The organism is Roseococcus thiosulfatophilus (assembly GCF_017311575.1).
Classification (GTDB): Bacteria; Pseudomonadota; Alphaproteobacteria; order Acetobacterales; family Acetobacteraceae; genus Roseococcus; species Roseococcus thiosulfatophilus.
Genome location: NZ_JAFFQY010000011.1, coordinates 174,475 through 186,790, shown reverse-complemented (window position 1 = coordinate 186,790; position 12,316 = coordinate 174,475). Strand labels below are relative to the sequence as shown.

Below are 12,316 nucleotides of genomic sequence, written 5' to 3'. Positions count from 1 at the left end.
GCCGACGGATATCGTCGGTGCGTGCAATCCGGGTATGCGGTGGTTGCACGCGGGGCAACCCAATCCACCGATACATGGCGCAATGTGCCGTGATTCGTTGGATCGGAGGTGGGGAGGGCCGCGAAATAAGGACGTCTGTCCTAGAGAGGGCTTGGCCAGCGAATCAGGCAACAGTGTTGCGGCCAAAAAGTCACAGTACAAAAAGTGTAAAAGGCTAGGACTTCGCGGGATATCCGTGCCTCAATCGCGCCTTATTTTTGCCTGAATTCGTTAAGGCGAAATCAATCGCCGTTCGGGCGGGCCCACCCGCCCCGGTTGTAGTCACCAGCCGGGGCGGATGAAGGCTTCGTTACTTGCAGGCCGTGACCATGATCTCAACCAGGTGGCGCGGGCTCGCCATGTTCGCTTCCACGCAGGCGCGCGCGGGGCGGCCGGCACTGCCCAGCCACTCGACCCACACCTTGTTCATGGCGTCGCGGTCGCGGATGTCCTTCAGCCAGATCTGCGCCTGCAGAAGGCGGGTGTTGTCGGTGCCGTTCGCCTCCAGCATGGCGTCGATCTTGGCGACCACCTGGCGGGTCTGGCCCGTGATGTCCTGCGTCAGGTCGTCGGCGGTCATGCCCGCGCAGAAGACGAAGTTGTGATACTCGACGGCACTCGAGAGAATCTCGTTGCTGCCGGTGCGATTGATCTTGCTCATCGGGCGGGTGTCCTCCTGCCTGTGGTGACGCCTCGCGTGTAACCCGCCCGGCCGGGGTGCGGAAGGCAGGTCGCGCTTCCATCGCCATCGCCACTCCGTCTAGCGTCCTGCAACCTGGGCGGGAGAAAGCCATGTCTGATCGTTCGGATTTCGTGCGCGACCCCCTGGAGTTCATGGGGCGGCACATCGTGCGTTGCCAGTTCTTCGACTGGAACAACACGGTGGACATCAGCCAGAGCCGCGCCCACGTCATCACCATCAAGGAGATGCAGGGCCCGCCGCTGGTGCTGAACCGCCCGGGCGCCAAGGTGTTCTATCTCTCCAACGACGTGTCGGGATGCGCGCGCGACGAGCGCCTGCCCATCTTCTGGCTGGGCTACCGGCCCAACAAGGTCACGCAGGGCACGCTCAACAACCAGTCGCGGGTGATGTTCACGGCGAACATGGATGGATGTTCGCTTGGCGTCGGCTCACAGGCGGGCGATGGGGGGTGCCTCGTCATGCACGCGAACAAGGCCCGCGGCATGCCGGACCGCGAGGCGCAGGCCACCGCCCAGCATGGGCAGTTGCAACGGAAGTTCGACGGGCAGGAATTCCACGTCGTGGAGCCCTCCACCTACCTCACGAACGAGGCCGACCCGGGCAAGTTCCTGGCCACCAATTTCGGCATCAACCGCGATGGGTGGTGGTTCTTCTACACCCATAGCTGGCGGCTGAAGACGGGCGGGATGGACGGCTACTACCTGCATGGCGGCACCCGCGAGGCCATCTTCACCCTGGGATAGCGTCTGATCGGCTTTGGTGGAATCGCCAAAGACGTAAATCAGCCGCCCGGCAATGCCTACAGCGTGATCAACGCATGGTGATCACGCTGTAGCCGGGGCCGGGGCGCGCCCGGCCCCGGCCGCGCCGTCACGCCACGGCGTAGGCGCTGCCCGAGGCCGCGGCGCCCATCATCGCCTCGAACACGGCCACGCCATGGATGGCGTCGGCCACCGGCAGGGGATAGGCCGGACCGCCGGCGACCGCGGCGGCGAAGGCTTCCAGCTCCGCGGCCTCGATGTCGGTCACGGGGAAGTCGCGCACCCATTCCTCGTTGCCCTCGCGGGCGCGGAAGAAGAGCTGCTCGTGGCCGCGCAGCTCCACCAGCCCCTCGGTGCCGAACAGTGCCACGCGCCAGAAACGCGGGCTGGCCGCCAGGGTGGCGAAGGTGAGGGTGGCGCCGCTGTCCAGCGTCGCCAGCATGGCGGTAGTGTCGTCAATGGTGGGCAGCACGCGGGCATGGCTCAGCACCCGCACGTCGCGGAAGCGGCCGGCCAGGTTGATGATCATGTCCACCATATGGATGCCCATGCCGCCCATGCCGCCGAGCGGGCTTTCGGCCCGGTCGGCGCGCCAGGCGCCGGGCTTGTAGGCGAAGCCGCCGGGGCCGCTGAACTGGCCCTCCACATGCAGCAGCGTGCCGAGCTTGCCGCCCTCCAGCATCGCCTTCATCTCGGCCACGGCCGGCAGGAAGCGGCGGTTGTGGCCGAGCGCCAGCACCACGCCGGCCTTGGCGCAGGCTTCCACGGCGGCCTCGGCGCTGGCCTTGGTCAGGGTGAAGGGCTTTTCCACGAAGACATGCTTGCCGGCGCGGGCGGCGGCGATGACCTGGTCCGCGTGCTGCGCGTGGGGGGTGGCCAGCACCACGGCCTTCACCTCCGGGTGGGCCAGCACCTGGTCGTAGCTGTCCAGCAGCGCGATGCCCTTCTGCGCCGCATAGGCCTCCGCCTTGCTGCGCGTGCCCGTGCTGCCGGCCACGAAGCGGATGCCCGCGTCATTGCGGCCCTGCACGCTGTCCACCAGCGTCTGGCCCCAGCGGCCCATTCCCACGATCGCGGCGTTCAGCATGGCGTGTCTCTCCTCATAGCGGGTTCTCGAGTTCTTTCGCCCAGGCGCGCATCCGTGTCACCGCCCAGACGCAGACCAGGAAGGCCATGCTGGCCGCGACCAGGGTGGGCACGCGCATGCCGAACAATTCGCCCGCCGTGCCCAGGATCAGCGCGCCCAGCGCCGGGCAGGCGCGGGTGATAAGGCCCCACAGCGCCAGCGTCCGTCCCCGCATGCGGGTGAGCGAGGCCGATTGCGCCAGGGTCTGCACCGAGATGCCGTGCATGGTGGCACAAGCCCCATAGAGCGCCCCGCACAGCACCGCGAAGGCGAAGTTGCCCGTGGCCACGAAGGCCGCCGCCACGCCGGCCTGTAGGGTGACGCCCACCACGGCGAGCCGCGTGGTGCCCTCCAGCCGCCCGCGCGAGGCCACCCAAAGGCCCCCCACCAGCGCGCCCACGCCGATGGCCGCCGTCAGCAGCGCGAGCCCCGCCGCCCCCTGGCCGAACAGCCGGTCCACATAGGGCGGCAGCACCTCCTGCACGCCGCGCAGCAGGATGGCCGTGATGCCCGCGAAGAGCAGGATGGGCCCGATGCCCGGGTGGCTCGCGGCATAGCGCACGCCCTCCACCGTCTCGGCCAGCAGCGAGGCCTCGGGCTTGTGGCCCTGGCGGTGCGTGGGGTCCACGCGCATGGTCAGCAGGCTGGCGGAGGCGATCGCATAGGCCACCATGTTGCACAGCAGGGCCGGCACCACGCCGCCGAGCGCGATCATCGGCCCCGCGATGGCCGGCCCCAGGAAGCGCGCCACGTTGAAGGTGAGCGAATTGGCCGCCACCGCCGCCGGCAGGTCCGCGCGCGGCACCAGGCCCGGCATCAACGCCTGGCGGGCGGGCTGGGCGAAGCTCGCCGCGATGCCGCCGATGACCTCGAAGACCAGCAGGATCTCGATGCCGATATTGCCCGTGGCGACCAGCAGCGCGATGCAGCCCGCCTGCGCGCCGATCACGCCCTGGGCGATCATGGTCAGGCGCACGCGGTCCATGCGGTCCGCCACGGCCCCGGCAATCGGGCTGAAGACGACCGCCGGCGCCAGGTCGCAGAAAGCCACCATGCCGACCCAGAAGGCGGAGCCCGTCAGCTCCCAGGCCAGCCACATGACGGCGATGCGGTGCATCCAGAGCCCGGTCCAGGCCGTGAGGCTGGCCGAGAAGAAGATGCGCGCGTCACGATGAGAGAGGGCGCGCCCGAGCGCGCCGAAGGCAGGCAGGGTCAGCGGCCCCCAGGGGTCGGTGCCGGGGCGGGCGGTGGGGCGGCCGGCGCGGTCTCGCGCGTGTTCGCCCGCACGCATTCATCCACCATCTGCTCGAAGCGGTATTCGCGGCTGAGGCGGTCAATGGGCGCGCGGAAGGCCAGCGAGCCCGTGGTCTCGGAGCCGAGGCGGCTGTTGCGCTCATCCTCGCGGATCAGCTGCCCGCGGTCCTGGCGGGTGATGACCGCGGCGGCCTGGCTGCGGCAGGCGGCCACCACCTCGGGGTTGCTGCTGCGCGCCCCGGGCGGGGGCGGCGGCGGCGCGAAGCCCTGGGCGCAGCCCGCGAGCAACAGGGCGGGCAGGAGCAGGGCGGCGGCGCGGGGCATGTGCGGGGCTTTCGTCAGGCGGGCACGCGGGATGCGTCGGGTGGAAGGGTCCGCGACAGCATGGCACGCATCGCCCGATCCTCGAAACGGCCCGTGGCGTCAATCGGCGCGCGGGCGGCGGCGGCGAGCAGAAGCGGGTGGAATTCCACGCCCCGCCGGCCAATGGCGAAGAAGCCGCGCAGCCATTCGGCCCGCCCCATGGCCTCGACCAGCGCCAGCAGGCGCAGGCAGAGCGCCACCCCCTCCAGCGAATCGAGGCCGGCATGGCGGTCCATCGCCGCGGCCCAGGCGGCGGCGTCTGGGTCGGTCAGCGCCATCTCGGGCCCATCGGCGAAGGCCAGCAGGCGCGGCGGCCCCCAATGCCCGGCCGAGGCCCCCTCGCGCGCCACCTCCCAGGCGATTTCCAGCGCGGCGGGCGCCACGGCGGGCAGGGCGCCGGCCGCCACGCCGAGCTCATGCCGGAGGGCGCCAGAAGGAAGGGCGGTGGTGCGGACCATTCCCCCCATATAAGGCAGGCGGGGGGATGGTTCACAGGCTGGGCCTCACGCGATTACGCTGGGTTCATGACGAACCCCGCACAACTCTCCGCCACCGACGCCGCGTCGCGCATCGCCGCCGGCACCCTCAAGGCCCGGGACCTGGCGGAAGCCATGCTCGACGTCATCGCGCGGCGCGAGCCGGTGGTGCGCGCCTTCGCCCACCTGGACCCCGCGCTGGTGCGGCGGCAGGCGGCGGCGGTGGATGCGGCGCCCTCCAAGGGGAAGCTGGCGGGGCTGTTCCTGGGCGTGAAGGACGTGCTCGACACCGCCGACCAGCCCTCGCAATACGGCTCCCCCATCTGGGCCGGGCACCAGCCGCGCACGGATGCGGCCTGCGTGGCGCTGGCGCGGCGGGCGGGCGCGGTCATCGCGGGCAAGACGGTGACGACGGAATTCGCCACGCGCTTTCCGGGCTTCACCACCAACCCGCACAACCCCGCATACACGCCGGGTGGCTCGTCCCAGGGTTCGGCGGCCGGGGTGGGGGCGGGCATGCTGCACCTGGCCTTCGGCACCCAGACCGCGGGCTCCATCATCCGGCCCGCGGCCTTCTGCGGGGCGGTGGGCTTCAAGCCCAGCTACGGCACGCTGCACCGGGCCGGCATGAAGGTGATGAGCGAGAGCCTCGACACCATCGGCATCATGGCGCGCAGCGTGGCCGATGCGGCGCTGGGCATGTCGGCGCTGACCGGGCTGGACCACGGCCCGGCCGAGGCGCCCCGCGCGCCGAAACTCGCTTTGGTCATGGGCGCCATGGAGGAGGCCGGCCCCGAGACCGCGCCCCATATGGAGCGGGTGGCCGAGGCCGCCCGCCGCGCCGGGGCGACCGTGACGCCCGTCACGCTGCCCGCCCTGTTCGACGCCGCCTTCGCCGCCCATGCCCATGTCATGCACATGGAGAGCGCGCAGGCCCTGGCCTGGGAGATCGACCACGCCCGCGCCCAGCTCAGCCCCGCCATGCGGACCAACATGGACTGGGCCATGGCCGAGCCGCCCCAGAAGCTGGTCGAGGCCCGCGCCGCCTTCGCCGCCGCCCAGGCCGCCTTCGCCGAGGCCATCGCGGGCTATGACGCGGTGCTGACGCCCTCCGCCCCCGGCGAGGCGCCGGAGGGCATCGCTTCCACCGGCACCCCCGTCTTCAACTCGCTCTGGACGCTGCTGCACACGCCCTGCGTCACCATCCCGGCGGGCACGGGTCCGCGCGGCCTGCCGCTGGGGGCGCAGATCGTCACCCCGCGCGGGCAGGACGCGGCGGCACTGATGTGGGCCGAATGGCTGCGCCGGGCGCTGGGCTGACCGCCATGGCGACCCCCATCCTCATCGCCGGCGGCGGCATTGGCGGGCTGACGGCGGCACTGTCCCTCAAGGCCGCGGGCTTCGCGCCGCGCGTGCTGGAATCCGCGCGCGAGGTGCGCCCGCTGGGTGTCGGCATCAACCTGCTGCCCCATGCGGTGCGGGAGCTGACAGAGCTCGGCCTCGGCGAGAAGCTGGCCGGGACGGGCGTCGCCACCAAGGAGCTGCGCTACGTCTCCGCCCATGGGCAGGAGATCTGGCGGGAGGATCGGGGCCTCGCCGCCGGCTATCGCTGGCCGCAATACTCCATCCATCGCGGCGAATTGCAGATGCTGCTGCTGGCCGAGGCCCGCGCGCGCGGCATCGCGGTCGAGACCGGGCAGCGCGTGGTGGGCTTCGCGCAGGATGCGGAGGGTGTGACGGCGCAGCTGGCCGGCGGCGGCACGGCGCGGGCGGCGGCGCTGATCGGCGCGGATGGCATCCACTCCGCCATCCGTGGCCATTTCGCGCCCGATGAGGGCCTGCCCAGCTGGTCGGGCGCCATGCTCTGGCGGGCGACCACCGTGGCCCCCAACTACCTGACCGGCGCCACCATGGTGCAGGCCGGGCACCACGCCCAGAAGTTCGTCTGCTACCCCATCCGGCAGTTGCCCGATGGCATGGCGGTGATCAACTGGATCGCGGAGATGCGGCCCGAGACGGCACCCGGCCGCGAGGACTGGAACCGCGAAATAGATCGCAACATCTTCCTCCCGCATTTCGAGGGCTGGAACTGGGGCTGGCTGGACGTGCCCGGCCTGATCCGCGGGGCCGAGCGCGTCTATGAATTCCCCATGGTGGACCGCGACCCCCTGCCGCGCTGGACGGAGGGGCGCGTGACGCTGCTGGGCGATGCGGCGCACCCGATGTACCCCATCGGCTCCAACGGCGCGTCGCAGGCGGTGCTGGATGCGCGGCAACTGGCGCTGCACCTGGCGCGCGCGGCGCGGATCGAGGACGGGCTGGCCGCCTATGAGGAAGCCCGCCGCCCGCCCACCGCGAAGCTGACGCTGGCCAACCGCGAGCTCGGCCCCGACCTGGTGCTGGAGGTGGTGCATCGCCGCGCCCCTGACGGGTTCAAGGCGCTGCACGACGTGATCTCGCACGAGGAGCTGGCCGGCACCGCCGCGCGCTACAAGAAGCTGGCGGGCTTCGACCCGCAGCTGCTCAATGCGCGCGAAAGCTGGAGCCCGTGACGCGCTTCGACCTCCTGGTCGAGGGCGTCACGCTCATTCCCTCCGCCTTCGAGCCGCCCGTCACCAACGCCAGCATCGGCATCACGGGCGGGCGTTTCGCCCATGTGGGGCCGGCGCTGCCCGGCGCCACCGCGGCGCGGCATCTGCGCCTGCCCGCGCATCTCGCCTTTCCGGGGCTGGTGAACACCCACCTGCACAGCGCGCTCGCCATGGTGCGCGGCACGGCGGAGGACATGGGCTTCGCGCCCTCCTACACGCGCGGCGTGCCGCAGGCGCAGATGCTCTCGCCCATGGAGGCGGTGGCGCTGGCGCGGCTGGGCGCGCTGGAGGCGCTGCTGTCCGGCTGCACCACCATCAACGACGTCTATGTCCACGCTTTGCACAGCCTGCCCGCCATCGCCGATCTCGGCCTGCGGGTGGTGGGCTGCAACCGCATCCATGACGTGGATTTCGACGCGGTGCTGGAAGGACGCTGGGAGCACCGCGAGGCCATCGGCCGCGCCATGCTGGACGAGGCCGAGGCCATCATCGGGACCCTGCACGGGCAGGGCCTGATCACCGCGCAGATCGCCCCGCACGCGCCCGACACCTGCTCCACCCCGCTGCTGCGCCAGGTGGCGGAGATGGCGGCGCGCACGGGGCTGACGGTGCAGACGCATCTCTGCCAGAGCCCCGCCGAACTCGCCCGGGTGAATGAGCGCGAGGGCTGCACGCCTGTGGAACTCCTGGCCCGTGTCGGCCTGCTGGACGAACGCCTGCTCGCCGCCCACTGCATCCATGTGACCGAGGCCGACATCGCCATGCTCGGCGCGGCGCGGGCGCATGTGGCGCATATCCCGAAGAACAACGCCGCCTCCGGCCGCTATGCGCCGACGCGCGCGCTGGTGGAGGCGGGCGCGCGGCTCACCCTCTGCACCGACAACCGCCATGGCGACATGATCGAGGCCATGCGCTGGGGCCTCGCCATGGGGCGCATCCAGGCGGGCCGCGTGGATGACGGCTGGCAGCCCGAGCACATGCTGCACGCGGCCACCGAGGCGGGAGCCGTGGCGCTGGGCCACGCGGGTGAACTGGGCGCGGTGCGCGAGGGCTGGCGGGCGGATCTGGCGCTGGTGGATCTGCGCCGCCCGCACCTCATTCCGCACAATGACCCGCTGGGCACGCTGGTGCACACGGGCATGGGGCGCGACGTGACGCATGTGGTGGTGGAGGGCGCGCTGGTGGTGGAAGACGGCCGCCCCACGCGCTGCGACATGGACGAGGTGATGCGCGAGGGCGCGGCGGCGGCGAGCGCCGTCTGGGCGCGGGCGCAGGCAATGGGAATGACGACATGAAGACCGCCTTCATCGGCCTTGGCAGCATGGGCGGCGGAGCCGCGCTCAGCGCGCTGCGCTCCGGCCTGGACGTGACCGGCGTGGACCCTTCCGACCGCGCGCGCCAGGCCTTCGGCAACCGCGCCGTGGCGCGCGGGGCCGACCTCGACCCCGGGCAGGACGCGGTGGTGGTGCTGACGGTGAACGCCGCCCAGGCCGAGGCCGCGCTCTACGGCGCGGAGGGCGCCGCGCAGCGCCTGGCGCCGGGCGGCGTGGTCATCTGCTCGGCCACCATGGCGCCCGCCGATGCGAAGCGCCTGGCCGCCGAGGCCGCGGCGCGGGGCCTGCTCTATCTCGACGCCCCCGTCTCCGGTGGCGCCGCCGCGGCGCGCGAGGGCCGCATGACGGTGATGGCGAGCGGCAGCGACGCCGCCTTCGCCGCCGCCAGGCCCGTGCTGGACGCCATCGCGGGCAAGGTCTGGTCGCTGGGCGCGGAGCCGGGCCAGGGTGCCGCCATGAAGGTGGTGCACCAGCTGCTGGCCGGCGTGCACATCGCGGCCGCCGCCGAGGCCATGGCGCTGGCGCTGCGTTCGGGCCTCGACCCCCACACCGTCTATGGCGTGGTGACGAGCGCGGCCGGCAATTCCTGGATGTTCGAGAACCGCATGGCCCATGTGCTGGCGGGTGACGACACGCCGCTTTCGGCCGGCGACATCTTCGTGAAGGATCTCGGCCTCGTGGAGGGCATGGCGCGGGAGGCCGCGCTGCCCGTGCCGCTCGCCGCCCAGGCGCTGCAATTGTTCGTGGCGCAGCGGGCGCTGGGCCATGGCGGGCGGGACGATGCCTTCGTGCTGCGCGTCTGGCAGGCGCTGGCGGGCTTCGCGCTGCCGGGCGAACCCGGCGGGGCGGAACCGGTCAAGCCCGGTCCGAAGTGACCCAGGGCAAGGGCGGGTCGTAGTCCACGCCCAGGAAGACGAGGCCCTCCGGCGGGGCGGTCTGGCCGGCGCGGCGGCGGTCGCGCCCCTCCAGCAGCTCGCGCGGCCAGGAGACGGGTCGGCGGCCCAGCCCCACCATGTGCAGCGTGCCCGCCAGGTTCCGGATCTGGTGGTGCAGGAAGCTGCGTGCGGAGGCGTGGATGACCACCTCCTCGCCCCAGCGCGCCACGTCCAGTCGGTCCAGCGTGCGGATGGCGTGCTCCGCTTGGCAGGAGGCGGCGCGGAAGGCGGAGAAATCGTGCTTGCCCAGCAAGGCCTGCGCGGCCTCATGCATGGCGGCGGCATCCAGCGGCAGGGGCACATGCCAGACGCGCCCTTCCTCCAGCGCGGGTTTGGCCGGGCGGTTCAGGATGCGGAAGCGGTAGTGCCGCCGCACGGCCGAGAAGCGCGGCGACCAGCCCTCGGGCGCGAGGCAGGCCGCGCGGATCGCGATGCGGTGGGGCCGCAGGTGGAAGTCGAGTGCCGCGCGCAGCCGGGCAGGGGGGAGGTCGGCGGCGAGGTCCAGATGCACCACCTGCCCCTCGGCATGCACGCCCGCATCGGTGCGGCCGGCGGCGGTCGCCAGCGGGGTGGCGCCGCCATTCAGCGTCGTGGCCGCGGTCTCGATCGCTTCCTGCACGGACATCCCGTTGGGTTGGCGCTGCCAGCCTACCAGGCCCGCGCCGTCATACTCCACCAGCAGGGCATAGGCGGTCATGCGCCGAGCTTGGTGCCGGGCGGCAGGTTGTAGCCGCGCAGGAAGGAATCGGCGTCGAGCGGCGCGCGGCCGGGGCGTTGCAGGCGGGTCAGGCGCAGGGCGCCCGTGCCGCAGGCCACGGTGAAGCCGTGCAGGATGGTGCCGGGCGGCCCGTTCCCCTCGGCGGGTTCGGCGGCCAGCACGCGCAGCGCCTCGCCGCCATGGGTGAAGAAGGCGCCGGGCCAGGGGTTCATGGCGCGGATGCGGGCGTCCAGCGCCGTGGCGGGCTGCGTGAAATCCAGCGCGCCATCGGCCTTGGTCAGCTTGGGCGCGTAGGTGACGCCCGCCTCGGGCTGCGGCGTGGCGGGCGGGTTCTCGTCCAGGGCGCGCAGGATCAGGCGCGCGCCCATCTCGGCCAGCGCGTCATGCACCTCGGGCGTGGTGGAGCGCGGCGTCAGCGGGAGCGCCTCGCGCCGCAGCATGGGGCCGGTGTCCAGCCCCTCCTCCATGCGCATGATGGTGATGCCCGTCTCGGCATCGCCATGCAGGATGGCGGCATGGATGGGCGCGGCACCCCGCCAGCGCGGCAGCAGCGAAGCATGGATGTTGAGGCAACCACGCCGGGGCGCCTCCAGCATGGCGGGCGGCAGGATCAGCCCATAGGCCGCCACCACCGCCACATCGAGGTCGAGCGCCGCGAAACCCGCGTGTTCCGCCGCGTCGCGCTTCACCCGCGCCGGCGTGCGGACGGAGAGGCCCAGTTCCAGCGCCGCGCGATGCACGGGGCAGGGGGTCTCCCGCTGGCCGCGCCCGGCGGGCTTGGGCGGCTGGCAATAGACCGCCGCCACCTCATGCCCCGCCGCGTGCAGCGCCCGCAGCGCCGGCACCGCGAAGTCCGGGCTGCCCATGAAGGCCAGGCGCAGCTTCGGGCTAATCGCGGCTCTCCCGCGCCTTCAGTTCCTTGGCGAGCTTGCGCAACAGCATGTTGCGCTTCAGTGCCGAGAGGTGGTCCACGAAGAGCACGCCGTTCAAATGGTCAATCTCGTGCTGGAGGCACACGCCCAGCAGCCCGTCCGCCTCGGCCTCGCGCTTCGTGCCGTCCAGCTCCAGCCAGCGCAGCTGGATGCGCGCCGGCCGCTCCACATCCGCATACTGGCCGGGGAGCGAGAGGCAGCCCTCCTCGCGCACCTCCATCTCGCGGCTGGCGGCGATGATCTCGGGGTTCACCAGCACCATGGGCGCCGGTGCCTCCTTGCCCCCCACATCCACGACGATGAGGCGCAGGTCCGACCCCACCTGGGGTGCGGCCAGCCCGATGCCGGGGGCGGCATACATGGTGGCCAGCATGCGCGGGGCCAGCGCCCGCACGGCATCCGCGTCGCCGGTGGACACGGGGCGCGCCTTCTTCCGCAGCCGCGGGTCGGGCACGTAGAGGATGGGGAGGGTTTCGTCCGTCATGACCGGCGCGGAGGTAGCCCCGCACGCGCCGCCTTGCAACACGACCCGGGGCGGGCCAATTCTGCGCGGTGGCGCGCCGCCTTTCCGGGGCGCGCCGTGGCTCGCTGCGGTCAGGAGGCCCCATGTCCCGTTCCTCGGTGTTCGGCTCGCCCTTGTTCCTGGGCTTCGACCACCTCGAGCAGATGCTCGACCGCGTGCAGAAGAGCGCGGATGGCTACCCGCCCTACAATATCGAGCAGACGGGCCCCGCGCGGCTTCGCATCACGCTGGCGGTGGCGGGTTTCGCCATGGAGGATCTCGCGATCACGCAGGAGGACAACCAGCTCGTCATCCGCGGGCGGCAGCGCGATGACACGGAAGGGCGGGTGTTCATCCATCGTGGCATCGCGGCACGGCAGTTCCAGCGCGCCTTCGTCCTGGCCGAGGGCATCGAGATCGAGGGCGCCTTCCTCGACAACGGCCTGCTGCACATAGACCTCCAGCGGCCGATGCCGGAGGTGAAGGTGCGCTCCATCCCGATCGGCCGGCAGGGCGCGGGGCCCACGCGGCCGGTGGTGCAGCAGCGGGTGCGGCGGGAGGAGGAGTAGCGTCCGATCGCCT

At 72.1% G+C, this 12,316-nt stretch carries 14 protein-coding genes; 6 read left to right on the top strand and 8 right to left on the bottom strand.

Features of this window, described 5'->3' with window-relative positions; translation table 11 throughout:
• Positions 1-349 precede the first annotated feature (349 nt).
• On the bottom strand, positions 350-700 hold the full coding sequence (locus JTN19_RS06590; protein ID WP_191084512.1) for a RidA family protein: 351 nt from the start codon (positions 698-700) through the stop codon (positions 350-352).
• 131 nt (positions 701-831) lie between these two features.
• On the opposite strand from JTN19_RS06590, the gene JTN19_RS06585 reads away from it, so the two are divergent.
• A complete protein-coding gene (locus tag JTN19_RS06585; protein ID WP_206931111.1) occupies positions 832-1,485 on the top strand; it encodes a hypothetical protein in 654 nt (217 codons plus the stop codon).
• Positions 1,486-1,612: 127 nt separating this feature from the next.
• On the opposite strand, the gene JTN19_RS06580 is transcribed toward JTN19_RS06585, so the two are convergent.
• The 4 genes from JTN19_RS06580 to JTN19_RS06565 are packed head-to-tail and all read right to left on the bottom strand — an operon-like array spanning position 1,613 to position 4,704.
• Positions 1,613-2,590, bottom strand: a complete 978-nt coding sequence (locus tag JTN19_RS06580; protein WP_206931110.1) for a Gfo/Idh/MocA family protein — start codon at positions 2,588-2,590, stop codon at positions 1,613-1,615.
• Between the two features lie 13 nt (positions 2,591-2,603).
• Positions 2,604-3,920, bottom strand: coding sequence for an MFS transporter (locus tag JTN19_RS06575; protein ID WP_206931109.1), 1,317 nt, complete (start codon positions 3,918-3,920; stop codon positions 2,604-2,606).
• Positions 3,842-4,207 (bottom strand): hypothetical protein, encoded by a 366-nt coding sequence (locus JTN19_RS06570; RefSeq protein ID WP_206931108.1) that lies wholly within the window; start codon positions 4,205-4,207, stop codon positions 3,842-3,844. Before JTN19_RS06570 ends, JTN19_RS06575 begins: the two co-directional genes overlap by 79 nt.
• A gap of 14 nt (positions 4,208-4,221) precedes the next feature.
• On the bottom strand, positions 4,222-4,704 hold the full coding sequence (locus tag JTN19_RS06565; RefSeq protein ID WP_242530919.1) for a hypothetical protein: 483 nt from the start codon (positions 4,702-4,704) through the stop codon (positions 4,222-4,224).
• A gap of 66 nt (positions 4,705-4,770) precedes the next feature.
• Here JTN19_RS06565 and JTN19_RS06560 point away from each other — a divergent pair, with 66 nt between their 5' ends.
• The 4 genes from JTN19_RS06560 to ltnD are packed head-to-tail and all read left to right on the top strand — an operon-like array spanning position 4,771 to position 9,522.
• On the top strand, positions 4,771-6,042 hold the full coding sequence (locus JTN19_RS06560) for an amidase (protein ID WP_206931107.1): 1,272 nt from the start codon (positions 4,771-4,773) through the stop codon (positions 6,040-6,042).
• Complete coding sequence (locus JTN19_RS06555) at positions 6,018-7,274, top strand: flavin-dependent oxidoreductase (RefSeq protein WP_242530918.1); 1,257 nt, start codon at positions 6,018-6,020, stop codon at positions 7,272-7,274. The genes JTN19_RS06560 and JTN19_RS06555 overlap by 25 nt, the downstream gene beginning before the upstream one ends.
• Positions 7,271-8,608: an amidohydrolase family protein gene (locus JTN19_RS06550; RefSeq protein ID WP_206931106.1), complete on the top strand. Its 1,338-nt coding sequence runs from the start codon at positions 7,271-7,273 to the stop codon at positions 8,606-8,608. The genes JTN19_RS06555 and JTN19_RS06550 overlap by 4 nt, the downstream gene beginning before the upstream one ends.
• Positions 8,605-9,522 carry an L-threonate dehydrogenase gene (gene ltnD / locus JTN19_RS06545; RefSeq protein ID WP_206931105.1) on the top strand — a complete coding sequence of 306 codons (918 nt, stop codon included), beginning with the start codon at positions 8,605-8,607 and terminating at the stop codon, positions 9,520-9,522. The genes JTN19_RS06550 and ltnD overlap by 4 nt, the downstream gene beginning before the upstream one ends.
• On the opposite strand, the gene truA is transcribed toward ltnD, so the two are convergent.
• The 3 genes from truA to def are packed head-to-tail and all read right to left on the bottom strand — an operon-like array spanning position 9,503 to position 11,716.
• The gene (gene truA / locus JTN19_RS06540; RefSeq protein ID WP_206931104.1) at positions 9,503-10,279 is read right to left on the bottom strand and encodes a tRNA pseudouridine(38-40) synthase TruA; all 777 of its coding nucleotides are present in this window, start codon (positions 10,277-10,279) and stop codon (positions 9,503-9,505) included. The genes ltnD and truA overlap by 20 nt on opposite strands.
• Entirely contained in the window at positions 10,276-11,181 is a 906-nt protein-coding gene (fmt, locus tag JTN19_RS06535; RefSeq protein WP_206931306.1) for a methionyl-tRNA formyltransferase, read from the bottom strand. The genes truA and fmt overlap by 4 nt, the downstream gene beginning before the upstream one ends.
• Positions 11,182-11,188: 7 nt before the next feature.
• Entirely contained in the window at positions 11,189-11,716 is a 528-nt protein-coding gene (def, locus tag JTN19_RS06530; RefSeq protein ID WP_206931103.1) for a peptide deformylase, read from the bottom strand.
• A gap of 122 nt (positions 11,717-11,838) precedes the next feature.
• On the opposite strand from def, the gene JTN19_RS06525 reads away from it, so the two are divergent.
• Positions 11,839-12,303: an Hsp20 family protein gene (locus JTN19_RS06525; protein WP_206931102.1), complete on the top strand. Its 465-nt coding sequence runs from the start codon at positions 11,839-11,841 to the stop codon at positions 12,301-12,303.
• The last annotated feature ends 13 nt before the right edge of the window (positions 12,304-12,316 follow it).

Coding starts and splice junctions, on each gene's coding strand:
- JTN19_RS06570 (WP_206931108.1), bottom strand. CDS start 4,207: ATGCCCCGCGCCGCCGCCCTGCTCCTGCCCGCCCTGTTGCTCGCGGGC.
- JTN19_RS06580 (WP_206931110.1), bottom strand. CDS start 2,590: ATGCTGAACGCCGCGATCGTGGGAATGGGCCGCTGGGGCCAGACGCTG.
- JTN19_RS06585 (WP_206931111.1), top strand. CDS start 832: ATGTCTGATCGTTCGGATTTCGTGCGCGACCCCCTGGAGTTCATGGGG.
- JTN19_RS06575 (WP_206931109.1), bottom strand. CDS start 3,920: ATGCGTGCGGGCGAACACGCGCGAGACCGCGCCGGCCGCCCCACCGCC.
- JTN19_RS06590 (WP_191084512.1), bottom strand. CDS start 700: ATGAGCAAGATCAATCGCACCGGCAGCAACGAGATTCTCTCGAGTGCC.
- JTN19_RS06525 (WP_206931102.1), top strand. CDS start 11,839: ATGTCCCGTTCCTCGGTGTTCGGCTCGCCCTTGTTCCTGGGCTTCGAC.
- ltnD (WP_206931105.1), top strand. CDS start 8,605: ATGAAGACCGCCTTCATCGGCCTTGGCAGCATGGGCGGCGGAGCCGCG.
- def (WP_206931103.1), bottom strand. CDS start 11,716: ATGACGGACGAAACCCTCCCCATCCTCTACGTGCCCGACCCGCGGCTG.
- JTN19_RS06555 (WP_242530918.1), top strand. CDS start 6,018: ATGGCTGCGCCGGGCGCTGGGCTGACCGCCATGGCGACCCCCATCCTC.
- JTN19_RS06565 (WP_242530919.1), bottom strand. CDS start 4,704: ATGGTCCGCACCACCGCCCTTCCTTCTGGCGCCCTCCGGCATGAGCTC.
- JTN19_RS06560 (WP_206931107.1), top strand. CDS start 4,771: ATGACGAACCCCGCACAACTCTCCGCCACCGACGCCGCGTCGCGCATC.
- truA (WP_206931104.1), bottom strand. CDS start 10,279: ATGACCGCCTATGCCCTGCTGGTGGAGTATGACGGCGCGGGCCTGGTA.